This window comes from Streptomyces sp. NPDC028419, assembly GCF_055565515.1.
Window position 1 is genome coordinate 57466 of record NZ_JBVHUE010000023.1, and the last position, 21364, is coordinate 78829.

Annotated in this window: 24 protein-coding genes and 1 pseudogene; 9 read left to right on the top strand and 16 right to left on the bottom strand. The window is 72.3% G+C overall.

The window, feature by feature from the left end:
- Positions 1 to 4 precede the first annotated feature (4 nt).
- The 5 genes from rplW to ACZ4UB_RS25485 all read right to left on the bottom strand — a co-directional run bounded on the left by rplW (position 5) and on the right by ACZ4UB_RS25485 (position 3606).
- The gene (gene rplW, locus ACZ4UB_RS25465) at positions 5 to 328 is read right to left on the bottom strand and encodes a 50S ribosomal protein L23 (protein WP_215023440.1); all 324 of its coding nucleotides are present in this window, start codon (positions 326 to 328) and stop codon (positions 5 to 7) included.
- Positions 328 to 978, bottom strand: a complete 651-nt coding sequence (gene rplD, locus ACZ4UB_RS25470) for a 50S ribosomal protein L4 (protein WP_354383000.1) — start codon at positions 976 to 978, stop codon at positions 328 to 330. The genes rplW and rplD overlap by 1 nt, the downstream gene beginning before the upstream one ends.
- Before the next feature lie 4 nt (positions 979 to 982).
- On the bottom strand, positions 983 to 1627 hold the full coding sequence (rplC, locus tag ACZ4UB_RS25475) for a 50S ribosomal protein L3 (protein ID WP_354382999.1): 645 nt from the start codon (positions 1625 to 1627) through the stop codon (positions 983 to 985).
- 14 nt (positions 1628 to 1641) lie between these two features.
- Positions 1642 to 1950 (bottom strand): 30S ribosomal protein S10, encoded by a 309-nt coding sequence (rpsJ, locus tag ACZ4UB_RS25480; protein WP_003948644.1) that lies wholly within the window; start codon positions 1948 to 1950, stop codon positions 1642 to 1644.
- 453 nt (positions 1951 to 2403) lie between these two features.
- Entirely contained in the window at positions 2404 to 3606 is a 1203-nt protein-coding gene (locus tag ACZ4UB_RS25485; RefSeq protein ID WP_468073439.1) for a hypothetical protein, read from the bottom strand.
- 155 nt (positions 3607 to 3761) lie between these two features.
- On the opposite strand from ACZ4UB_RS25485, the gene ACZ4UB_RS25490 reads away from it, so the two are divergent.
- The 4 genes and pseudogenes from ACZ4UB_RS25490 (at position 3762) to ACZ4UB_RS25505 (ending at position 5843) form a co-directional block, all read left to right on the top strand.
- Positions 3762 to 4073, top strand: coding sequence for a hypothetical protein (locus ACZ4UB_RS25490; RefSeq protein ID WP_468073441.1), 312 nt, complete (start codon positions 3762 to 3764; stop codon positions 4071 to 4073).
- Positions 4034 to 5162 (top strand): annotated as a pseudogene (locus ACZ4UB_RS25495) (RHS repeat domain-containing protein); the annotation flags it as partial. The gene ACZ4UB_RS25490 and the pseudogene ACZ4UB_RS25495, both read left to right, overlap by 40 nt.
- Positions 5163 to 5170: 8 nt before the next feature.
- On the top strand, positions 5171 to 5500 hold the full coding sequence (locus ACZ4UB_RS25500) for a polymorphic toxin type 30 domain-containing protein (RefSeq protein ID WP_468073443.1): 330 nt from the start codon (positions 5171 to 5173) through the stop codon (positions 5498 to 5500).
- A gap of 16 nt (positions 5501 to 5516) precedes the next feature.
- The gene (locus ACZ4UB_RS25505) at positions 5517 to 5843 is read left to right on the top strand and encodes a hypothetical protein (protein WP_468073445.1); all 327 of its coding nucleotides are present in this window, start codon (positions 5517 to 5519) and stop codon (positions 5841 to 5843) included.
- 141 nt (positions 5844 to 5984) lie between these two features.
- Here the strand turns inward: ACZ4UB_RS25505 and ACZ4UB_RS25510 are convergent, their stop codons facing one another.
- Positions 5985 to 6155: a hypothetical protein gene (locus ACZ4UB_RS25510; RefSeq protein WP_468073447.1), complete on the bottom strand. Its 171-nt coding sequence runs from the start codon at positions 6153 to 6155 to the stop codon at positions 5985 to 5987.
- Positions 6152 to 6382, bottom strand: a complete 231-nt coding sequence (locus tag ACZ4UB_RS25515; protein WP_468073449.1) for a hypothetical protein — start codon at positions 6380 to 6382, stop codon at positions 6152 to 6154. The genes ACZ4UB_RS25510 and ACZ4UB_RS25515 overlap by 4 nt, the downstream gene beginning before the upstream one ends.
- Positions 6383 to 6576: 194 nt before the next feature.
- Between ACZ4UB_RS25515 and ACZ4UB_RS25520 the strand changes: the two genes are divergently transcribed.
- Complete coding sequence (locus ACZ4UB_RS25520; RefSeq protein ID WP_468073451.1) at positions 6577 to 7797, top strand: transcriptional regulator; 1221 nt, start codon at positions 6577 to 6579, stop codon at positions 7795 to 7797.
- Here the strand turns inward: ACZ4UB_RS25520 and ACZ4UB_RS25525 are convergent.
- A complete protein-coding gene (locus ACZ4UB_RS25525) occupies positions 7784 to 8443 on the bottom strand; it encodes an HAD family hydrolase (protein WP_468073453.1) in 660 nt (219 codons plus the stop codon). The genes ACZ4UB_RS25520 and ACZ4UB_RS25525 overlap by 14 nt on opposite strands.
- 99 nt (positions 8444 to 8542) lie before the next feature.
- Between ACZ4UB_RS25525 and ACZ4UB_RS25530 the strand changes: the two genes are divergently transcribed.
- Both ACZ4UB_RS25530 and ACZ4UB_RS25535 read left to right on the top strand, forming a co-directional pair.
- A complete protein-coding gene (locus ACZ4UB_RS25530; protein WP_468073455.1) occupies positions 8543 to 8812 on the top strand; it encodes a flavoprotein in 270 nt (89 codons plus the stop codon).
- A gap of 318 nt (positions 8813 to 9130) precedes the next feature.
- On the top strand, positions 9131 to 10012 hold the full coding sequence (locus ACZ4UB_RS25535; RefSeq protein ID WP_468073457.1) for a helix-turn-helix domain-containing protein: 882 nt from the start codon (positions 9131 to 9133) through the stop codon (positions 10010 to 10012).
- Between the two features lie 132 nt (positions 10013 to 10144).
- On the opposite strand, the gene trpA is transcribed toward ACZ4UB_RS25535, so the two are convergent.
- Genes trpA through ACZ4UB_RS25575 form a run of 8 tightly spaced genes read right to left on the bottom strand, consistent with a single transcriptional unit; the run spans position 10145 to position 18236 of the window.
- On the bottom strand, positions 10145 to 10975 hold the full coding sequence (trpA, locus tag ACZ4UB_RS25540; protein WP_468073459.1) for a tryptophan synthase subunit alpha: 831 nt from the start codon (positions 10973 to 10975) through the stop codon (positions 10145 to 10147).
- A complete protein-coding gene (trpB, locus tag ACZ4UB_RS25545) occupies positions 10972 to 12219 on the bottom strand; it encodes a tryptophan synthase subunit beta (protein ID WP_468073461.1) in 1248 nt (415 codons plus the stop codon). Before trpB ends, trpA begins: the two co-directional genes overlap by 4 nt.
- Complete coding sequence (trpC, locus tag ACZ4UB_RS25550) at positions 12216 to 13088, bottom strand: indole-3-glycerol phosphate synthase TrpC (protein ID WP_468073463.1); 873 nt, start codon at positions 13086 to 13088, stop codon at positions 12216 to 12218. Before trpC ends, trpB begins: the two co-directional genes overlap by 4 nt.
- A gap of 34 nt (positions 13089 to 13122) precedes the next feature.
- A complete protein-coding gene (trpD, locus tag ACZ4UB_RS25555; RefSeq protein WP_354382770.1) occupies positions 13123 to 14151 on the bottom strand; it encodes an anthranilate phosphoribosyltransferase in 1029 nt (342 codons plus the stop codon).
- Positions 14148 to 14792: an anthranilate synthase component II gene (locus ACZ4UB_RS25560; protein WP_468073465.1), complete on the bottom strand. Its 645-nt coding sequence runs from the start codon at positions 14790 to 14792 to the stop codon at positions 14148 to 14150. The genes trpD and ACZ4UB_RS25560 overlap by 4 nt, the downstream gene beginning before the upstream one ends.
- Positions 14789 to 16312, bottom strand: coding sequence for an anthranilate synthase component I family protein (locus ACZ4UB_RS25565; protein ID WP_468073556.1), 1524 nt, complete (start codon positions 16310 to 16312; stop codon positions 14789 to 14791). The genes ACZ4UB_RS25560 and ACZ4UB_RS25565 overlap by 4 nt, the downstream gene beginning before the upstream one ends.
- Before the next feature lie 32 nt (positions 16313 to 16344).
- Positions 16345 to 17643: an ATP-grasp domain-containing protein gene (locus ACZ4UB_RS25570; RefSeq protein ID WP_468073467.1), complete on the bottom strand. Its 1299-nt coding sequence runs from the start codon at positions 17641 to 17643 to the stop codon at positions 16345 to 16347.
- Between the two features lie 11 nt (positions 17644 to 17654).
- Positions 17655 to 18236 (bottom strand): NADPH-dependent FMN reductase, encoded by a 582-nt coding sequence (locus tag ACZ4UB_RS25575; RefSeq protein ID WP_468073469.1) that lies wholly within the window; start codon positions 18234 to 18236, stop codon positions 17655 to 17657.
- A 491-nt stretch (positions 18237 to 18727) separates the two neighbouring features.
- Here ACZ4UB_RS25575 and ACZ4UB_RS25580 point away from each other — a divergent pair, with 491 nt between their 5' ends.
- Positions 18728 to 20092 carry a hypothetical protein gene (locus ACZ4UB_RS25580; RefSeq protein ID WP_468073471.1) on the top strand — a complete coding sequence of 455 codons (1365 nt, stop codon included), beginning with the start codon at positions 18728 to 18730 and terminating at the stop codon, positions 20090 to 20092.
- Positions 20089 to 21357 (top strand): ATP-grasp domain-containing protein, encoded by a 1269-nt coding sequence (locus ACZ4UB_RS25585; protein WP_468073473.1) that lies wholly within the window; start codon positions 20089 to 20091, stop codon positions 21355 to 21357. Before ACZ4UB_RS25580 ends, ACZ4UB_RS25585 begins: the two co-directional genes overlap by 4 nt.
- Positions 21358 to 21364: the final 7 nt, after the last annotated feature.

The following is a 21364-nucleotide window of genomic DNA, read 5'->3' on the forward strand; positions in this document are numbered from 1 at the left end:
TCCGTTAGGAGGCCTGGCCGCCGAAGATGTCGATTCGGTCGCCCTCAGCGAGGGTCACGATGGCGCGCTTGGTGTCAGCGCGCTTGCCGAAACCGGTCTTGGTGCGCTTGCGCTTACCCTGACGGTTGATCGTGTTGACCCCGGTGACCTTGACCGAGAAGACCGCTTCCACAGCCTGCTTGATCTGGGTCTTGTTCGAGCCCGGCGCGACGATGAACGTGTACTTGTTCTCGTCGAGCAGCGCGTAGCTCTTCTCCGAGACAACCGGCTTGATCAGCAGGTCGCGCGGGTCAGTGAAGGTCTTGCTGGTAACGGTCGCGTCAGACATTACGCGTCGCTCCCTTCGGTCTCGTCGGCCTTGGGGCCAGACACGAAGGACTCGAAAGCGGCCTGAGTGAAGACCACGTCGTCAGAGACGATCACGTCGTACGTGTTCAGCTGGCCCGGCTCCAGGATGTGGACCTGGGGCAGGTTGCGGGCGGACAGCCACGCAGCCTCGTCGGCGCGGTCGACGACCAGGAGCAGGTTCTTGCGCTCCGAGATCTTGCCGAACAGCGTCTTGGCGGCCTTCGTGGAGGCGGCACCCTCGACCACGCCGGTGATGACGTGGATGCGGGAGTGACGCGCACGGTCCGACAGGGCACCGCGGAGAGCGGCGGCCTTCATCTTCTTCGGGGTCCGCTGCGAGTAGTCACGCGGCTGCGGGCCGTGGACGACGCCACCGCCGGCGAACTGCGGAGCGCGGGTCGAACCCTGACGGGCGCGGCCGGTGCCCTTCTGGCGGTACGGCTTGCGGCCACCACCACGGACTTCGCCGCGACGCTTGGTCTTGTGCGTGCCCTGACGGGCAGCTGCCAGCTGAGCGACGACGACCTGGTGGATCAGCGGAACGCTGGTCTTGGCGTCGAAGATCTCCGCGGGGAGCTCGACGGTACCGGCCTTGTCGCCTGCCGGCGAAAGGATGTCAATGGTGCTCATTAACTCAAGCCCCCTTAACCGCGGTACGGACCAGGACGAGGCCGCCGTTCGGACCGGGAACCGCGCCCTTGATGAGGAGCAGGCCCTTCTCCGCGTCAACCGCGTGGATGGTCAGGTTCTGGGTGGTGACGCGCTCGTTACCCATACGACCGGCCATGCGCATGCCCTTGAAGACACGCCCAGGGGTGGCGCAGCCACCGATCGAACCGGGGGAGCGGTGCTTGCGCTGCACACCGTGACCGGCGCCGAGGCCCCGGAAGTTGTGCCGCTTCATGACACCGGCGAAGCCCTTGCCCTTGCTGTTGCCCGTGACGTCAACCTTGACGCCGGACTCGAACACGGCCGCAGTGATCTCCTGGCCGAGCGTGTACTCGCTGGCGTCAGAGGTGCGGAGCTCCACCAGGTGGCGGCGCGGGGTCACGTCGGCCTTGGCGAAGTGGCCCTTGAGGGGCTTGTTCACCTTGCGCGGGTCGATCTCGCCGAAGGCGATCTGGACCGACTCGTAGCCGTCGATGTCGTTCGTACGGACCTGGGTAACGACGCAGGGTCCGGCCTTGACCACGGTCACCGGGACGACACGGTTGTTCTCGTCCCAGACCTGGGTCATGCCGAGCTTCTCGCCCAGGACGCCCTTGATCTGCTTTGCCATCTTCTCCGTGCCTCTCAGAGCTTGATCTCGATGTCAACGCCGGCCGGAAGGTCCAGGCGCATCAGCGAGTCAACGGTCTTGGGCGTCGGGTCGAGGATGTCGATCAGGCGCTTGTGCGTGCGCATCTCGAAGTGCTCGCGCGAGTCCTTGTACTTGTGCGGCGACTTGATGACGCAGTACACGTTCTTCTCAGTGGGCAGCGGCACCGGGCCCGCGACCGACGCACCAGTGCGGGTCACCGTCTCGACGATCTTCTTCGCCGAGGAATCGATGACCTCGTGGTCGTAGGCCTTGAGCCGGATGCGGATCTTCTGTCCCGCCATGGCTACTCCGTAGTCCTGTCTGTTGTGGAAACGCTCTGGCTCCCGGTAGGCCGCGGATTTCTCCACAGCTCCTCCTCCGACCCACGCGGTCGGGCGTGTCGCACTCCCTCCAAAGAAATTTCCATAGGAAATTCCCTGCCAAGGGGGTGCGGTCCCAGGACCGCGCATCGGGGGAGAAACACCCACCGAGTGCCTGGCCTACTCCGTGCTGACACTTCCCAGAAGATTCCCGTACGTCCGCCCCAGTGCTGCCCCGGAGGGCAGATGAAGGCGACGAGTACTGTGGGACTCGCTTCCGGTCCTCCCGGCGGGAGGCGCGCAGCATCGGCACTCAGCCGAGCAACTTGAGTAGTCTGCCATACCCGACACGTATGGCGCCAATCGGGCGCAGAACAATACCCCGTCGCGCTGCGTGGTCAAACTGCACCACGCAGCGCCGCACCGGGGCGGGGGTCAGGACCGGGAGACGGTCCCGCAGTCCTGCGGCAGCGCGTCCAGCGGCGTGCTCCGGTCGTACGGGTCCGTGACCGACCCGGTCGGGTTCGGCGTCGTACGCGGGTCACCGGCGAAGTTCGGGTGCAGGTAGCCGGTCCCGTCCCGGGTGCAGTCGTCGTTGCCCGCGCTCTCCTTCCACTCCACGAGCTGGAGCTTGCCGTCGGTCACCTGCCAGTGCTTCGGGTCGTGGTAGGCCGTCGTCACGGTGCGCCGGACGATGGTGCGGGCCACCTCGTCGGAGCCGCCCTTCGCCCGTACGACCGGGTAGACGAAGGTGTAGTCGGCGTGCACGAGCACCTCCCCCGCCTCCTTGCCGCCCTCGACCGTCATCCGGCCCCGGGTCTTGACGACCCCGCCGTGGAAGCGCACCTCCGCCGGGTCGAAGCGGCTGAAGAGGAAGAGCGGGTTGTCCTCGGCGGAAGGCTTCTCCAGCGCCCGCTCCATGCGGCCCTTGACCTCGTCCTGCAGCGGGTCCAGGAGCCCCAGGGCGACCTCTGGCCGGGCCCCGGCCAGGACCGCGGGGTCCAGGTTCGCGGCGACGAGCAGGTCCCGGGTGCGGGCCAGCAGGGAGGCGACCTGCTCCTGGGGGACCCCGTTCACGGCCGTGGCGGCCGGCAGCTCGATGCCGGCGGCGCCGTCCGCCCACTGGAGGGCCGGGGAGCCGCGGAAGGGCTCCTTGAGGGTCGGCCGGTCCGGGTCCACCGGCCCCGGAGCCGCGGTCGGCCGCGCGGTCTCGGCGGGCAGCGGGGCGGCGATGCGGGCCCGGTCCCGGTCCCGGTCCTCCCCCTCGCCGGTCAGCTTGTCGACCAGCAGCTCGGGCCGCAGTGCGGCCAGCGCGAGCCCCGCGACGAAGACGACGGCCAGGGTCGTCTTGATCCGCCGCTTGGCCCTGCCCCGGCCCCGCATCTCCTGCCAGGCCGGCCCGGTCCGCCACCCGGGCGGCTCGACGGGCACGGACCCGCGCCGCCGCCCGAACCGCCCGCGCGCGGCGGCGGCCCGCTGTTCGTCCTCGCGCCGCAACCGCTCCGTCACCATCCGCGCCCGCGCCGACGGCTCCTTGGGCGCCGCCCCACTCCCCCGCTCGGCGTCCTGGACGAACCGCGCCCACTCGTCGTCGGGCACCCCGGATCCGCTCCCGCCGCGGCTTTCATCGTTTGTCATGCTCCACCCCCGTGATCTTTGTCAGCGGAGCCTCTCACAGCCCCTGACCAGCCCGAAGGCGGGCCCGGGGAGGGCCTTTGGCCGGATCCGCACGCGCAAAGATCGATCCGCCCGCACCACCTCCTACGCTGCCGTTTCGAGCACGGGGGTGGGACATGAGCGGTAGCGGCGGCGAAGAGGCGTCCGAGGCGTCGAAGGACCTGGCGGTGGACCCGGCGGCCGTCGAACAGGTACTGAGCGGCTTGAGGGCGACGACGGCGGAGCTGGGCGAGATCGGCGGCATCGGGGCGTCCTCGGCGGGGGCGTCCTTCGGCGCGGGCTTCGGGGCTCTGGCCTTGACGGGCATGGAGGCGGGCCACCCGGCCGTCGCATCGGTCTTCGAGGACTTCTGCGGGCGCTGGGAGTGGGGCGTACGGGCACTCGCGCGGGCAGGGTCCGCTCGGAGACGGTCGACGGCCGCACGCTGAGCTACACCTACGACGCCCTGGGCCGCCGCATCGCCCGTACGACGCCCAGCGGCGCACGGTCCGGACGCACGACGCGGCGGGGCGGAGCGCGGCCCTGACGACCTCCGGCCGCACCCTGACCTTCACGCACGACGCGGCGGGCCAGGAGCTCGCGCGCACGATCGGCGCCGTATCCCTCACCCAGGAGTACGACGAGCTCGGCCGCACGACCGCGCAGTCGGTCATCGGCCGGGACGGGCGCACGCTCCAGCGCCGGGGCTACGGCTACCGCGCCGACGGCCACCTGACCGGGACCGAGGACTCCCTCACCGGCGCCCGCACCTTCACGCTCGACGCGGCCGCGCGGGTCACCGCGGTGGAGGCGGGCTCGTGGTCGGAGCGGTACGCCTACGACGACGCCGGCAACCAGACCTCGGCCGACTGGCCCGACCCCCACCCGGGGGCGGAGGCCCGTGGGGCCCGCACCTACACCGGCACCCTCCTCACCCGGGCGGGCTCGGTCCGCTACGAGTACGACGCCCTGGGCCGGACGGTGCTGCGGCAGAAGACGCGGCTGTCCCGCAAGCCCGACACCTGGCACTACGAATGGAACGCGCAGGACCAGCTGGCCGCCGTCACCACCCCGGACGGCACGCGCTGGACCTACACCTACGACCCCCTGGGCCGCCGCACCTCGAAGCGGAGCCCGACGGAGGAGGTCGTGTTCACCTGGGACGGCGCCGCCCTCTGCGAGCAGAGCACGGGCCGGTCAACCTGACATGGACCCACCAGGGCGCGCACCCCCTGACCCAGACCGAACACCTGGACCAGGAGGGCGTCGACGACCGCTTCTTCGCCATCGTCACGGACCTGATCGGCACCCCGACCCAGCTGATCGACGAGGCGGGCGAGGTCGCCTGGCACACCCGCACCACCCTGTGGGGCACGACGACCTGGAACCGCGACGCCACCGCCTACACCCCGCTGCGCTTCCCGGGCCAGTACTACGACCCGGAATCCAGCCTCCACCACAACGTCTTCCGCACCTACGACCCGGAAACGGCCCGCTACCTCACCCCGGACCCCCTGGGCCTCTCCCCCGCCCCCAACAGAACCCGTTGGACATCGTTCCGGAGGACGCCACGGTTCGAACGCTCACACCCGATCCCAATGGGGGAGCCCAGAAGGGAGTCGAGTACAAGTGGATGGACGATGTGACAGGCAATACGGTCCGTCTGAGAATTCACGATGCCGACGCGACCGCGCCTGCAGGATCGAACGCCGCCAGCGGGGATATCTACCGCATTTCGATAGGCGGAAGGTATCAGGACGAATCCGGAACGCTCCACCACCGGCAAGTTCACAACCCCAGGAGCGAGCACCACAATCCGGCCGCCGCCAATGACACTCACATAACGTGGCCGGGCGGCTATGAACTCCCCTATTGAGAGGACCCACCCCGAGATGGCTTCGTCTTCTCGTCTCGCGTTCGAAATGATCAGGGAATTGGCCCACGAGGATGCCAGGCGGCGTGAGAGCGCGGCAGACAAGGTCACCGACCTGTCCTTCGTCGCATCTCCGGAGGTGGCGCGGCAATTGGCCGGCGTGCTGGCTCTCGCCGCCGCTCAGGAGCGGGACAGCGAGGCGCTGGAGGCGCAGCTCAATGCACTGCTCCAGCTCTCCGAGTTCCTCGATCCGGACATGGCCACACATCTGGGAAGCATCGACCTTGAGGCGCACCCCACAGCACTGCGCGCGTACGTCCACGACCTTCTGGAGGGGCTTGAGTAGCTTGACTCTGCGGCTCTCGGAGGAATCCGGACCTGACGGTCAAAATTCCAGGCCATCGGATGGGCGGGGCGCGCCCGGTCCATGACAGGGTGCGCAGCACCAGGCATGCCCGGCGCCCCGGCGGAGTCGGGCCCTCGTGGGTCACCGTTCGTCCGCGCGGAGCGGTTTGCACGACGGGTCGCGGATGTCGTGGGCCCAGCTGGAGGGCTGGGCGCCGGAGGCCGAGTGCGGGACGAACTCGTGGCCGCCGGCCTTGATGGGGCGGTCGCAGAAGACGCAGATCCGGCCGGCGGCCGGCGCCCCGGAGCTCACAGCTGCTCCAGGGTGTGCGGGGCCGCGGTGAACTCCAGGCCGTCGGCGCCACGGATGTAGGCGGTCCGCGTGTACTTCCGCTCCCCCGCGACCACGCCGAGGAACTCCTCGACGACGGCCATCAGCTCGCCCTCGCGCATCGACTGCGGGTCGCGGACCCGCCGGTGCAGGAGGGGGTGGTCGACGTGCCCGAAGGTCTCGTCCGGCCTGCTCTCGCGTACGTCCATCCGGGGTGCTCCCTACCGTCATCAGTGGGTGGTGAAAGACACCTTGGACTCATAAAAGTCCTATGGGGAGGACTTAGAAGCGGCCTTTTCGAGTCCAAAAGAGGGCTTTGCGGTCCCCTTTTTCGTGGACCATGGCGGCAAAGGGCGCTCCCTGGGACAGTGGGCCAGGACACCCACCCGTCAAGGGAGTTGGAATGAGCCGACCCACCGGCAACGCCCGGTTCAGGGCGGCCCGCCAAGCCGCGGGCTACCGGACCCAGCAAGAACTGGTCGATGCCCTCGCGGCCCGCGGACTCCACATCGGTCTGCGCCAGGCCCGCCGCTACGAAGGGGAGAACCCGCCCCTGCCGAATCCGGAGGTCCGTCAGGCGCTCGTCGACCTCCTCGGACGCACCCTGGACGAGCTCGGATTCAACGTGCCGTCCGGTACCGGCCCCCTGCCCGCCAAGAGCCTCATCGCCCCCGCGAACCGCGGCCCGATCCGCACTGCCAGTCCGCCGCAACCCGCCAGCGTCGGAGGGGACTTCCTCGCCGTCACGCGTGCCCACCGTCGGCTGTACTGGACCGTGGCCCCCGCGATACTGCACCCGGCCGTGGCCGCGCACGCCGCCCTCGGCGGCCAGCTGCTCGATGCGACCACCGGCCGCACCCGGCAGACGCTCGCGGCCTCCCTCGCGGAGAGCTGGCTCCTGGCCGGCCGGATCGAGTTCTTCGACCTCCGCGAGCCCGAGCGGGCGGGTGACACGTGGGTCCGCGCGCTCCAGGCTGGCGGAGAAGCCGACGACGCCCTCCTCGGCGCCGCGGTCCTCGCCCACATGGCGTTCATCCCCGGGTGGGCCGGACAGCGAGCAGCAGCGACCGAACGCATGGTCGCAGCCCGCACCTACGCCCGCCGCGGGCGGGCCGGCGGCCACTTCGTCGCCTGGCTCGACGCGGTCGAGGCGGAGTGCGCCACCCGATGCGGCGATGCGCGCGCGGCCCTCAACCTGATCGCCCACGGCGAGACCGTCGTCGAGGACACCGCGAGCCCCACCCCCGAGTGGATGGACTGGTTCAGCCCGGTCCGGCTCGCCGCGTTCAAGGGCAACACGCAATTGACCGCCGGACACCTGCCGCAAGCACGCGAGACGCTCCTGCGCGTACTCGACGAACTGCCCGGGGACGCCGACAAGCAGCGCACGGTCGTCCTCGGCGACCTCGGTGCGGTCGAGGCCGCCGCCGGGCGCCCGCAGGACGCGGCCCGGTACGCCCTGCGCGCGCTGGAACTGCTGGAGACGCACTGGTACGCCACCGGGCTGGAGCGGGTCCGCGAGGTGCGGCGCGCGCTCGGCCCCTGGGAGCACGAGCAGTACGTCCGCGACCTCGACGATCGGCTCTACGCCTGGGGTGCGGTGGTCAGCGCTATCGCCCGTTGAAGTCGGCGATGCGGGGGGACAACTCGGCGAGGCTCTCGACGCGGAACGTCGGCAGCTCGCGCGCCTCGGGGGTGTCCCACTGGATCGTGGCCCACGGGCCCCGGCGGACGAGCGCGGTGTGCATCCCCGCCTGCTTGCCGGGCCGCAGGTCGTTGTCGACGCGGTCGCCGACGTACAGGATCTCCGACGGCTCGGCGGGGACGACCGCGGCGACCCGCTCGAAGAATTCGGGGTCCGGCTTCGACGCGCCCCAGTCGTCCGAGGTGCCGATCAGGTCCACGTCCTTGGTGAACAACTCGCGCAGCAGTCCGCCGGCGCGCACGGTCTGGTTCCCGGCGATGGCGAGCCAGAGCCCGTCCGCGCGGAGCCGGGCGAGCGCGGGCCGCACGTCCGGGTAGAGGTCGTCCTCGCCGAACCACTCCGGCTTGCCCGCGGCGGCCCGCGCTTCCCGCTCGGTCGCCAGGTCGAAGCCGGGCTTGAACGGTTCGAAGACCTCCCGGTAGTCGCGGCCCTGTGCGATCACGGCCCCGAACATCGCCGCGAACGTGTGGCGGGGTACGCCGAGCCAGTCGGCCCACGTGCCGTACTCCCGGGTCTCGTCCACGAGGCACTCACCGACGTCGAAAACCACAGCGCGAATCGTCATGGCCGCAGCGTAGTAATCGGGCGGGAGCCGTGGGCGGGCGGCCGCTCGCCGATCGCCCGACTCGACGCGGTTCGGGGGCGGTTGCATAGGTTCAGGAACATGAGGACGAGGACTCTGTACCTGCTCTGTTCGGCGGCTCCGCCCGTCTTCGAGATCGCCGGTGTGGTGGAGGAGTCGCAGGCTCGCGGTTGGGACGTGCGCCTCGGGCTGACGAGGCCCGGCCACCCGGACGTGTGGCCGCCGGCGGACGCGGTGCTCGTGGCCCCGGCGACGATGAACACCATCAACTCCTGGGCACTCGGCATCACCGGGACGTGGCTGGTCGGGTTCGTCGCGGAGGCGATCGGCAAGGGCATCCCGCGGTCGTAGACATCCTTATTGCCCTCCGCTCGAACCGGGCCCGGAGGCGCCACGCAGCCGCGTCGTGGGGAACCGCGATGCGGTGGGGTTAGCTGTGTAAGGGGTTAGTACTGGGGAAGCGAAAGGCCTCTGCCAAGCCTCTCCAGCCTCTCGGGGAAGGGCGGTGCGGGGGCGTAGCTCACACGGGTGAACTGGGCCAACTGGGCTGGCTTTCATGGGGGTTCGCTGGCATATGCTCGGCGCGACAAGTCCAGACATGCGTCGGCCCCCGGCGGGACTGCAATCCCGGGCGGGGGCCTGACCAGCGAGGAAGTAAGGCTCTTCCCGATGGGTATTCAGAAGCTTAGCGTGCGTCCGCGCGCCTCGTCCCGGAACACCGACGGGAGTCCCCGGTACGGGGTCATCCACGTCAACATCCGGCACACCCGCCGCTTCACCGTGGTGGGCAACCACCTCGCCCAGCACTCCGAGATGTCCCTGATGGGCATCGGCCTCGGCACGCACATCCAGTCGCTGCCGACCGGCACCCCCATCGGCATCAAGGACCTCGCCGCCCGGTTCCCCGAGAGCGAGTACCGGATCGGCCGGACGCTGCGGGAGCTGGAGGAGCACGGCTATCTGGAGCGCACCCGGCATCGGCTGCCCGGCGGGCAGGTGATCACGCGGACCGTGTTCTACAACCGGCCCGGTTACGCCGTCCCCGAGGAGGAAACCGGGCGGGAAGCGGAGCCCGTAGGGGCAGAGCCCGGAGCGGCCGAGGCCATGGCGGCGGAGTCCGAGCCACCACCGGTAGCGGCCGCCATCCCGCTACGACCGCTCCCCCGGCCCTCCGGCCCGGCCAACGCCGCGCGCCGGGCGGCCGCCGAGCAGGTGCTCGTACGGCTGCGCGGGGTGGATCCCCGGTTGCTGCTCGGGGAGCGGGACGTCGAGCGGCTCGCGCCCGCGGTCGAGGCCTGGCTGGAGCGCGGGGCCTCGCCGGACGCCGTGACCGCCGCGCTCACCCTCCACCTGCCGCCGCGGCCGCGCCACCCCGCCGGGCTGGTCGCGCACCGGCTCACCGTGCAGATTCCGCCCGAAAGGTCGGGCTGGGCGGGCATCGGCACACCGCGGGCGTCGGTGCCCCCGGTGTTGCCGCTGCGCAACTGTGAGCGGTGCGACCGGGCCTACCGCGCGGCCGAGCCCGGGTGCTGCAAGGGCTGCACGACGTAGTTCCGTCCGTGGTCAGCCACGCCTGGGCGGCCCCTTCGGAGCTTGCCGGTCGGTCCCCCAAAGACCCCTCCGGGGGCGCCTCAAACGCCGGCGGGGCGGCATTTTGGGGGAGGTTGAGGCGAAGGAGGCGGCCTAGTTCCTGCGTACGCCTTCCGCAAGCTCGCCCGCCAAAGCCCGCACGGCGGCGAGGCCGGCCGGGAGGTCGGGGGCGTCGAGGAGGAGCTTGACGAAGGCCGAGCCGACGATCACGCCGTCCGCGAAGACCGCGACCTCCTTCGCCTGCGCCGCGTTCGAGACACCGAGGCCCACACAGACCGGGAGGTCGGTGGTCTTGCGGGTGCGGGCGACCAGGTCCTGGGCCTGTGCGCCGACCGAGACCCGGGTCCCGGTGACACCCATCAGCGACGCCGCGTAGACGAAGCCGGAACCGGCCGCGGTGATGGTCGCCAGACGGGCGTCCTTGCTGGAGGGCGCGACGACGAACACCGTGGCCAGGCCGTGCTTGTCGGCGTGCTCGCGCCACAGCGCGGACTCCTGGACCGGCAGGTCCGGCAGGATGCACCCCGCGCCACCCGCCGCCGCCAACTCCGCGGCGAACCGCTCCACGCCGTACCGGTCGATCGGGTTCCAGTACGTCATCACCAACACCGGCGCACCCGTCGCCTCATGCGCCTCACGCACCGTGCGCAGCACGTCGGCGATCTTCACCCCGCCGCGGAGCGCGATGTCGTCCGCGGTCTGGATCACCGGACCGTCCAGGACCGGGTCACTGTGCGGCAGGCCGACCTCGACCACGTCCGCGCCACCCGCGATGACGGCCTTGACCGCCTCGATCCCACCGTCCACCGTCGGGAACCCCGCCGGGAGATACGCCACCAGCGCCGCCCGATTCTCCCCCTTGGCCTTCGCCAAGGTGTCGCTCAGCAGCTGGACGTTGCCCTGTCCCGCAGTCGTGGTGCTCACTTGCTCTCCCCCTCGGTGCCGTCGTAGAGGCCGAAGTAGCGGGCCGCCGTGTCCATGTCCTTGTCACCGCGTCCGGACAGGTTCACGATGATCAACCCGTCCTTGCCCAGCTCCTTGCCCAACTCCAACGCCCCCGCCAGCGCGTGCGCCGACTCGATCGCCGGAATGATGCCCTCCGTACGGGACAACAGACGCAACGCCCGCATCGCCTGGTCATCGGTCACCGCCCGGTACTCGCCCCGGCCCGCGTCCTTCAAATACGCGTGCTCCGGACCGATCCCCGGATAGTCCAGACCCGCCGAGATCGAATACGGCTCGGTGATCTGACCCTCCTCGTCCTGCAGGACATAGGAACGCGAACCATGCAGGATCCCCGGCTCACCCGCCGACAACGTCGCCGCGTGCTCACCCGTCTCGATCCCGTGCCCCGCCGGCTCGAACCCCACCAGACGCACCCCCGCGTCCGGAATGAACGCGTGGAAGAGACCGATCGCGTTCGACCCGCCCCCCACACACGCCGCGACCGCGTCCGGCAACCGCCCCACACGCTCCAAGATCTGCCGCCGCGCCTCCACACCGATCACCCGGTGGAAATCACGCACCATCGCCGGGAACGGATGCGGACCCGCGACCGTACCGAACAAATAATGCGTACGGTCCACATTCGCGACCCAGTCACGGAACGCCTCGTTGATCGCGTCCTTCAACGTCCGCGAACCCGACTTCACCGCGATGACCTCGGCACCCAACATCCGCATCCGCGCCACATTCAACGCCTGACGCTCCGTGTCGATCTCACCCATGTAGATCGTGCACTCGAGACCGAACAACGCACACGCCGTCGCCGTCGCCACACCGTGCTGACCCGCACCGGTCTCCGCGATCACCCGCGTCTTCCCCATGCGCTTGGTCAACAACGCCTGACCCAACACATTGTTGATCTTGTGCGAACCCGTGTGGTTCAGATCCTCACGCTTCAGGAAGACCGTCGCCCCACCCGCGTGCTCCGCGAACCGCGGCACCTCGGTCAACGCACTCGGACGACCCGTGTAATTCACCAACAGATCATTCAACTCGGCCGCGAACGCCGGATCGACCTTCGCCTTCTCATACTCGGCCGCAACCTCATCCACCGCGGCGACCAACGCCTCCGGAATGAACTTGCCACCGAAATCACCGAAATAGCCCTCGGTGTTCGGGACCGCTCCTCCCGCGTCCGGGAAGAAGGAAGTGGTGCTGGTCATGACCGGTTCTCCTCGGGGGTGTTCTCTACGTTCTTCAGTTGCGCCACCAGCGCCGCCGGATCGGCCGCGCGCATCAGCGTCTCGCCGACCAGGACCGCGTCCGCGCCGTCCGCGCGCAGGCGGCGGGCGTCCGCCGGGCCGCGCACGCCGCTCTCGGCGATCAGCACCCGGTCGGCCGGGACCTGCGGGCGCAGCCGGCCGGTGAGCCCGAGGTCCATGCGGAAGTCGCGCAGGTCGCGGTGGTTGACCCCGATGTTCACGGCGCCGAGGCCGAGCGCGGTGTGCGCCTCCGCCTCGCTGTGCACCTCCACCAGGACGTGCAGGCCGAGGCCGGTCGCGTACGCGTACAGCTGGGCCAGCCGCTCGCCGGTCAGCGCCGCGACCACGAGCAGGACCGCGTCCGCGCCGAAGGCCCGGCCCTCCGCGATCTGGTACTCGTCGACGATGAAGTCCTTGCGCATGACGGGCAGGCCGACGGCCTCCCGTACGGTCGCCAGGTCCTCGGGACGGCCGCCGAAGCCCTCGGTGTGCGCGAGGACCGAGAGCGCGCAGGCGCCGCCCGCCTCGTAGGCGCGGGCCAGCTCGGCGGGCCGGTAGTCGTCGGTGAGCGGGCCCTTGAGCGGGCTGCGGGGCTTGAGCTCGGCGATGACGCCGAGGCCGGGGGCGCGCAGGGCCGCGCCGAAGTCCCGTACGGGGGGAGCCGCGGCGGCCCGGCGCTCGATCTCGGCGAGCGGGACCTCGGCGCGGCGGGCCTCGGTCTGACGGTGCGCGGCAGCGATCAGCTCGGCCAGCAGACCGCTGCCGACGTGCGGCGCCTCGGCCTCGGCCTCGGCCCCGGACATCGGGGTGGTGCGGGTGGTGCGGGTCAACGTACGACTCCTCGTCGTGTCGTGGGGTGTCGCGTCACGCGGCGGCCGGGAGCGGCCCGCGGGCCGCTCCCACGGCCGTCCAGGCGTCGAGCACGGCGGCGGCGCGGCCGCTGTCGATGGCTTCGGCGGCGCGCGCGATCCCCGTGTGCCAGTCCTCACAGCGCCCGGCCGCTCGCAGGGCGGCGGCCGTGTTGAGTAGCACGATCTCCCGGTGCGGGCCGGTTCCCCCGCCCAGGACGCGGCGTACGGTCCGCGCGTTCGCGGCGGCGTCGCCGCCCCGCAGGTCCGCCAGGGTGGCGGGGGCGAGGCCCAGCTCGGCGGGGTCGAGCCGGTAGGAGGTGGTGCGGCCGTCGGCGAGTTCGACGACCCGGGACGGGGAGCAGGTGCTCAGCTCGTCCAGGCCGTCCTCCGCGCAGAACACCAGCGCGCGCTCGGTGCCGAGCCGGTGCAGGACCTCGGTCATGACCTCCAGCAGGGCCGGGTCGGAGACGCCGAGGGTCTGGTAGCGGGCGCCGGCCGGGTTGCAGAGCGGGCCCAGCACGTTGAACACGGTCCGGACGCCCAGCTCGCGGCGGGGCCCGGACGCGTGCCGGAAGGCGGGCTGGAAGACGGGCGCGAAGAGGAAGGCGATGCCCACCTCGGCCAGGCAGGCGGCCGCCTCCGCCGGGCCCGCGTCGATCCGTACGCCCAGGGCTTCCAGGACGTCGGCGCTGCCGCAGGCCGAGGAGGCGCTGCGGTTGCCGTGCTTGGCGACCGGGACCCCGCAGGCCGCCGCGACGATCGCGGCGGTGGTGGAGATGTTGAAGGTGTCGTGGCCGTCGCCGCCGGTGCCGCAGGTGTCCAGGACCCGGCCGTCGCCGGGCAGGCGGGTCCCGAAGGAGCGGGCGGTGGCGACGAGGCCGACGATCTCCTCGACGTCGGCTCCGCGGGCCGACAGGGCCATGGCGAATCCGGCGATCTGGCCGGGGGTGGCTTCCCCGGCCAGTACGGCGGCCATCGCGCTGCCCGCCTCGTCGCGGGTGAGGCGGCGGCCCGCCGCCAGGGTGCGCAGGGCGTTCTTCACCGGGCGGCTCCTTCGAGCGGGGCCGTCGCCGGATCCCGGACCAGCGCCGGGACGCGGACCGAGTCGACGAAGTTGGCGATGATGCGGTGGCCCTGCTCGGTGAGGACCGACTCCGGGTGGAACTGCACGCCGTACGTCGGGTGCGCGCGGTGGCGCAGGCCCATGACGGTGCCGTCCTGGGCCCATGCGTGGGCGACCAGCTCGGGCGGCAGGCTCGCGGGGTCCACGGCCAGGGAGTGGTAGCGGGTCGCGGTGAAGGGGTCCGGGAGCCCGGTCAGGACGCCCGTGCCGTCGTGCCGCACCCGGTCGGTCTTGCCGTGTACGGGCCCCACCCGGACCACGTCGGCGCCGAAGGCCTCGGCGATCGCCTGGTGGCCCAGGCAGACGCCGAGCAGCGGGAGCCGGCCGCTGAGCGCGCGGACGGCGGCGAGGCTGATGCCGGCCTGCCCGGGGTTGCCGGGGCCGGGTGAGATCAGGACGGCGTCGTGGGCGGCCAGTTCCTCGATGGTGATGCCGTCGTTGCGGTGGACGAGCGGCCGCGCGCCCGCCTCGGCCAGGTACTGGACGAGGTTGTAGGTGAAGGAGTCGTAGTTGTCGATGACGGCGATGCGCGGGGCCGGGACGGACGCGGGGGTGCTCATGCGCCGGCCTCCGCCCGCTCCACCGCGGCGAAGAGCGCCTGCGCCTTGTTGAGGGTCTCGCGGTACTCGGCGGCCGGGTCGGAGTCGGCGACCACCCCGGCTCCGGCCTGGACCCACGCCTGCCCGTCGGCGATGACCAGGGTGCGCAGCGCGATGGCCGTGTCCAGGTCGCCGCCGGTGCCGATGAAGCCGAGCGCGCCGCCGTAGACCCCGCGCCGCTCGTGCTCCAGCTCGGCGATGATCTCCATGGCGCGGATCTTCGGGGCGCCGGAGACGGTGCCCGCGGGGAAGGTGGAGCGCAGCGCGTCGAGCGGCGTACGGCCTTCGGCGAGGTCGCCGCTGACCGTGGACGACAGGTGCATGACGTGCGAGTAGCGCTCGACCTCCATGAGCCGGTCGACCCGGACGGTGCCGGGGGCGGCGATCCGGCCGATGTCGTTGCGGCCGAGGTCGACGAGCATGACGTGCTCGGCGCACTCCTTCTCGTCGGCGAGCAGCTCCGCTTCCAGGGCCGCGTCGGCGGCGGCGTCGGTGCCGCGCCAGCGGGTCCCGGCGAGCGGGCGGGTCTGTGCCCGGCCGTCCTCGACCTTGACCAGGAGCTCGGGCGAGGCCCCGATGACGTGCCGGCCGCCGCCGAGGGAGAGGTGGAACATGTACGGCGAGGGGTTGACGGCGCGCAGGTGGCGGTAGACGTCGAGGGGCGCGGCGGCCAGCGGCTTGCTGAACCGCTGGGAGAGGACCACCTGGAAGATGTCGCCGGCGCGGATGTGCTCGCGGGCGGTGTCGACCATGTCGAGGAAGCGCTCCTCGGAGGTGTGGGCGCGCCAGGCGGAACGGTCCTGCTGATCGGCGGTCCGGGTCCGGGCCAGCGGTCGGTTCCCCGCGCCCGTGGCGGCCGCCGCCGCGGGGTGGTCGCCGTAGAGCCGCTCGTGGGTCGAGCAGAGCCGGGCGACGGCGTCCTCGTAGGTCTCGGCGGCCGTGTCGTACAGGGTCGTGATCAGCACCCGGCGGGTGGCGTGGTCGAAGACGACCAGGTCATCGGCCTGGAGGAACACCGATTCGGGCATGTCCGGACCGGGCCCGGGGGCGGTGGGCAGCCGCTCGAAGTGGCGGGCGCTCTCGTAGCCGAGGTAGCCCACGGCCCCGCCGTGGAAGGGCGGGAGCCCGGGCAGCCGGGCCACGTCGCGGTCGGCCAACGGCTGGAGCGCGAGGAGCGGGTCCCCGTCGCCGAGCGGGAGCGGGCGGGTGCGGTGGGCGATGTACGAGTACCGCGCGACGGCGACGCTCGTGTCGGTCCCGATGACGCTCTCCAGCAGCAGGCCCGTCTCGTCGGGTCCGCAGAGGCGGGCGAAGGCCGTCACCGGGGTGAGGGTGTCGGAGAGCAGCTCGATGTGGAGCGGTACGAAGGCGTGGCGGGCGGCGAGGTCCCGCGCGGCGCCGGCGTCGGGCAGCACGCCCGCCCGCAGGTCCGCGGCCGCACGGTCGACCGCCGTACGGTCGGCCGCCGTGCGCTCGGCCATCCGCAGGTCGACGCTCTCGTCGACGGGGGCGCTCACGCGTCGGCCCCCGATCCGGGGATCGGGTCCACCCCGCGGTCCACGGCGGCCTCGGCCAGGTCGAGGATCCGCGCGCAGTCCCGCGCGTCCGCTCCGACGGCGACCAGCGCGGCGAGCCGCGGGATGGCCTGGCGGGGCGGCAGGCGCAGGGTGTCACCGGGCCCGGCGAGCACCGCGGTGTGCGCGATGCCGGGCACGGCCGCGGCGGCGGAGAGGTCGAGCGGACGGGCGAGGCCGTCGGTGTCCGCGTACACGAAGCGGACCTCGGCGGTGTTCGCGCGCGTCGGGGTCAGGTCGGGCAGCCGGCCGAAGGCCAGCTCGGCGGCGACGGCGACCAGGTCGATCCCGCTGGCCAGGGCGCTGATGAAGGGGATGAGGTCGCCGCCGAGGCGGGCGTTCAGCTCGATCAGGCGCGGGCCGCGGGAGGTGAGGCGGACCTCGGCGTGCGTGACGCCGGTGGTGACGCCGAGCACCCGGTGCACGCCGATGACCAGGTCGCGGACCTCGTCCGCCCAGGGCTCGCCCGCCGCGGTGGCGACCAGGTGGCCGACCTCCTCGAAGTACGGGGCGAAGCCGAGGCGCTTGTGCGCGACGTGGACGACGTGGACCTCGCCCTCGTGGACGGCGCTGTCGACGCTGATCTCGGGGCCGTCGAGGTACTCCTCGACGAGGATGCCGTGGCCGGTGGGCAGCGTGGCGAAGGCGGCGCCGTCGGCGAGGGCGAAGGCCGCCCGCACCTGGCCCTCGTCGTCGGCGCGGGTGACGCCGATGCTGCCGGCGAGGGCGCGCGGCTTGAGGACCACGGGATAGCCGAACTCGGCGGCGGCCAGGGCCGCTTCGTCCGCGGAGGTGACGAGTCGGTGGCGCACCGCGGCGAGGCCCGCCTCGGCGAGCAGCGTGCGGGTCGCGTACTTGTCGCGGCAGCGGCCGGCTGCCTCGGCGGACAGGTGCGGCAGCCCGAGCTTGGCGGCGGCCGCGGCGGTCGCCTCGACGGCCGTCTCGTCCCAGGTCAGCACGGCCGCGGAGGCGATGTCGGGGCCCGCGAGGGCCAGTACGGCATCGGCGATCGCGACCGGATCGGACAGGTCGGTGACGGCGTAGGAGTCGAGGTACTCGCGCTGCCAGTCCGGCTCCGCGGAGAGCACCGCGGAGAGGGTGTGGCGGGCGTGCAGGGACGCGAAGGAGTACGCGCGGTACGGACGCCCGCCGCTGCCGACCACGATCAGCCGCGGGGCGGCGCAGGCGGGAGCGGGAGCGGCTACGGGCCCGGGCGCGGGCGGGGAGTGCGAGGTCATGGCCGCGCCCCTCAGACCTGGGCCGCGTCGGACGCGTCGAGCGGCGCGAGGAGCTCGGTCAGCTCGTCGAGCACGCCCTTCAGGTCGCCCGCGAGGTCGGCCGGGGCGTGGAAGACGGACGGGTCGGCGGGGTCGGTCAGCTCGCCGACACCGGGGACGGACAGGCTGCGCTGCGCGGCGCGGAAGCCGATCCGGGTGAGGATCGGGCGCAGCATCTCGACGGCCGGCACGCCGCCCGAGGGGCCCGCGGTGTAGCTGAGGAGGGCGACGGGCTTGTCCTGCCACTCCTGGTACAGGAAGTCGATGGCGTTCTTCAGCGGCGCGGTGAAGGCGCCGTTGTACATGGGCATCACGAAGAGGTAGGCGTCGCCGCGGGAGACCGTGGCGCTCCAGTCCTTGGTGTGCTGGTGGACGTACGCGCCCTCGGACGGGTGCCCGGGCTCGTCGAAGAAGGGCAGGGCGGCCTCGGCGAGGTCGACGGTCTCGATCTCGAAGCCGCCGTGGCGGCCGGCCTCGGCCGCGGCCCAGGTGGCGACGGCGGGGCCGACGCGGCCGGGGCGGGTGCTGGCGATGACGATCTGCAGGCGGGGCATGTGGTTTCTCCCTGGTGGACGTTCCGGTGGTCACCGCGGATCGTCCGGAGGGGCGTGGGCCCCTGCAGTGATCCGTAGGTAAGCAGCCGAGCGGGGCCCCGCGCAACCGGATCCGGCCGCCCCGGACGGTCCGACCCGACCCTTCGCCCCGTTCTGTCCGCTTCTGGCGGCCCGGAGCTCCCTGGCGCATTCACGACAGCCGTAAACGCGCAGCCCGGGACGCCGCCCCGGCCGGGGGCGCCGCTGCCACAGTGAAGGCACGTCACCGCGGATCACACCGCTTCCCGCATTGCCGCATGTGCGCCGGGCCGCCGCCAACGGGCCCGCCTCCGGATTCCCGCCCCACCGGGCTCTCCGGCCGACCGGGACCGTCCCCCCACGCACCGGGACCCCGGCCCTTCCCCCGCATTTCCGCGCCGCCGCGCATCCGGCGGCTCCCCCTTCGTGCCGTGATCCGGCATGCCCCGATCCGGCAGAAATGGAGACCGCCCATGGACAGTCCCGTCACCGGCCGCTACGTCGAGGAGACCCGACGCCCGGACAGCGAGCTGCGCACCCTCACCGCCCGCGCCGCCGTCCCCGCCGCCTACGCCAAGACCTACGGGCACGTACTGCTGCCCCGGCCCGTCTTCGTCCCCGAGCGCGAGGTCCGTGCCTTCGCCGACGACCTCGCCGCCCTCTTCCGCATCCTCGTCTCGCTGCCGGAGCGCTGCTACGACGGCGACCTCGACCGCTACGGCGCGGCCATCGGCCTGCCGCCCGAACTCATCGAGGTGATGCGCGAGGGCGCCGGTGGCGACCCGCTGCTCTACGCCCGCGCCGACGCCTTCCACGACGGCACCGGCTTCCGCCTGCTGGAGCTGAACGTCGGCAGCGAACTGGGCGGCATCGACAGCGCCCAGCTCAACCGCGCCTTCCTCGACGTCCCGGCCTTCCGCGCCTTCGCCGACAAGAACCGACTGGGCCACACCGACACCATGGCGGAGCTGGTCACCGAGCTGTACGCCGCGGCGGCCGCCCGTACCGGCGCCGCCCCCACCGAAGGCGCCCCGGCCGTGGCCCTGGTGGAGGCGCCCGGCGCGCTCGGCGAACACGACGGGGTCTTCCTCTCCATCCAGGAGGACCTGCGCGGCCACGGCATCGAGCTCCAGCTCGGGGAGATCCAGGAACTCACCGAGGGGCCGGACGGCAGGCTGCACCTGCACGGCCGCCCGCTCGACGTGATCCTGCGCTTCTTCGCCGCCGGCCAGATCGCCGGCGACCCGGCCGCCCGGGCCGCGCTGAGCCTCGTCAACCGGGCCCACGCGCAAGGCCGTACCGCCCTGTTCACCCCGCTCGAAGGGGCCCTGTTCACGAGCAAGGCCGCCCTCGGCCTGCTGCACCGCCCGGCCGTCCGCGCCGAGCTGACCGGGGCCGAGCGGGAGCTGGTCGACCGGGTGCTGCCGCGGACCTGGGTGCTGGGGGCCGAGGGGTGCGAAGACGCCCTGGAGCACGCCCGTACGCACCGCGCCTCGCTCGTGCTCAAGCCCGGCATCGGCTACAGCGCCGACGGCGTGGTCATCGGCCGGGACGTCGACGACGCGGCGTGGGCGGCGGCCCTGGCGGCGACCGCCCTGCGCGACTACGTGGCGCAGGAGCTGGTCGTACCGGCGCTGGAGCCAGCCCTCGACCCGGACACCGGCCTCATCGGGGAATGGGTCGCGAACTGGGGGATCTTCGTCACCCCGCGGGGGTACGGCGGCGCCTTCGTCCGCGCCCTCCAGCCGCGGGACGGCTCGGTCATCACCTACGCGAACCCCGGCACCCGCGGCACCTGCGTGTTCACCCACCCGGAAGACGAGGAGAAGCAGATATGAGCCCGGACACCGATCGCCCGCACGTCGTCGTCGTCAACCGCTGGCGCGAGCGGTACGCGGAATTCACCCGCTACATCGACCACGCCGCGCACCGCGTGAGTTACGTGAGCACCGAGGTCGGCACCGGTTCCGTGCCCGCCGAGGCCCACGAGGTCGTCCTGGTCCCCGCGACCGACGACCTGGAGCGGGTCCGCGCCGAGGTGCGCGCCCTGGCCGCCCGGCACGGCGCGCCCGCCGCGATCGTCGCCCTCAAGGAGGACGACCTGCTCGTCGGGGCCGCGCTGCGCGAGGAGTGGGACGTACCCGGCCCGCGCCAGGCCTCGCAGATCGTCTTCCGCGACAAGTACGTGATGTGCCGCGCGGTCGCCGACGCGGGCCTGGACGTACCGGAGTTCGCCGCCGCCACCGACGCGGCCGTCGTCCGCGCCTTCGGCGAGGACACGGGCTGGCCCGTCATCGTCAAGCCGCGCACCGGCAGCTCCAGCTCCGGCGTGGTGCGGGTGGACCGCCCCGAACAGGTCGCCGCGCTCGACCTGGACAGCGAGCCGATGCTGGTGCAGGCCTTCGTGGACGCCCCGATCTCGCACGTGGACGGGGTCTTCGACGGCGAACGGCTGCTCGCCTGGCGGGCCTCCCGCTACCTCAACACCTGCCTGGGCTTCCGCGACGGGAACCACCTCGGCTCCGTCGAGATCGACGACCCCGAGGTCAACGCGGCCGTGGAGCGGGCGGCCACCGCCTTCCTCGGCGCGCTCTCCCCCGGCCGGGCCACCGTCTTCCACCTCGAAGTCTTCATCGACCGGGACGCGGACGGCCGCCCCCACTGCCGCTTCCTCGAATGCGGCGCCCGGGTCGGCGGCGCCGAGATCGCCTTCCTCTGGCGCGAGGTGCACGGCTACGACCTGATGCACGCCGCCTGGCAGCTCCAGCTGGACCTCCCGCTGCCGCCCGTCCCGGCGGCGGCCGCCGCTCCGCACGCCGCCGACGAGGTGGCCGGCTGGATGCTCGTGCCCGCCCCGGCCGAACGGCCGTGCCGCATCACGGAGTCGACCTCCATGACCGGCCGCGCCCTCGGACCGTACGCCGAGGTCGTGCTGCACCCGGGCGAGGTGCTGCCCGACGCGGACGCCTACTACGAGCACGTCGGCGGCAGGTTCCGCTTCCGCGCCGCGACCGGTGCCCAGGCCGAGGCCGCCATCACCGCCACCGCCAAGGACTTCCGGGTGCGCGCCGAGCCGCTCGCCCTGTCCACCACCACCGCCTGACAGGAGC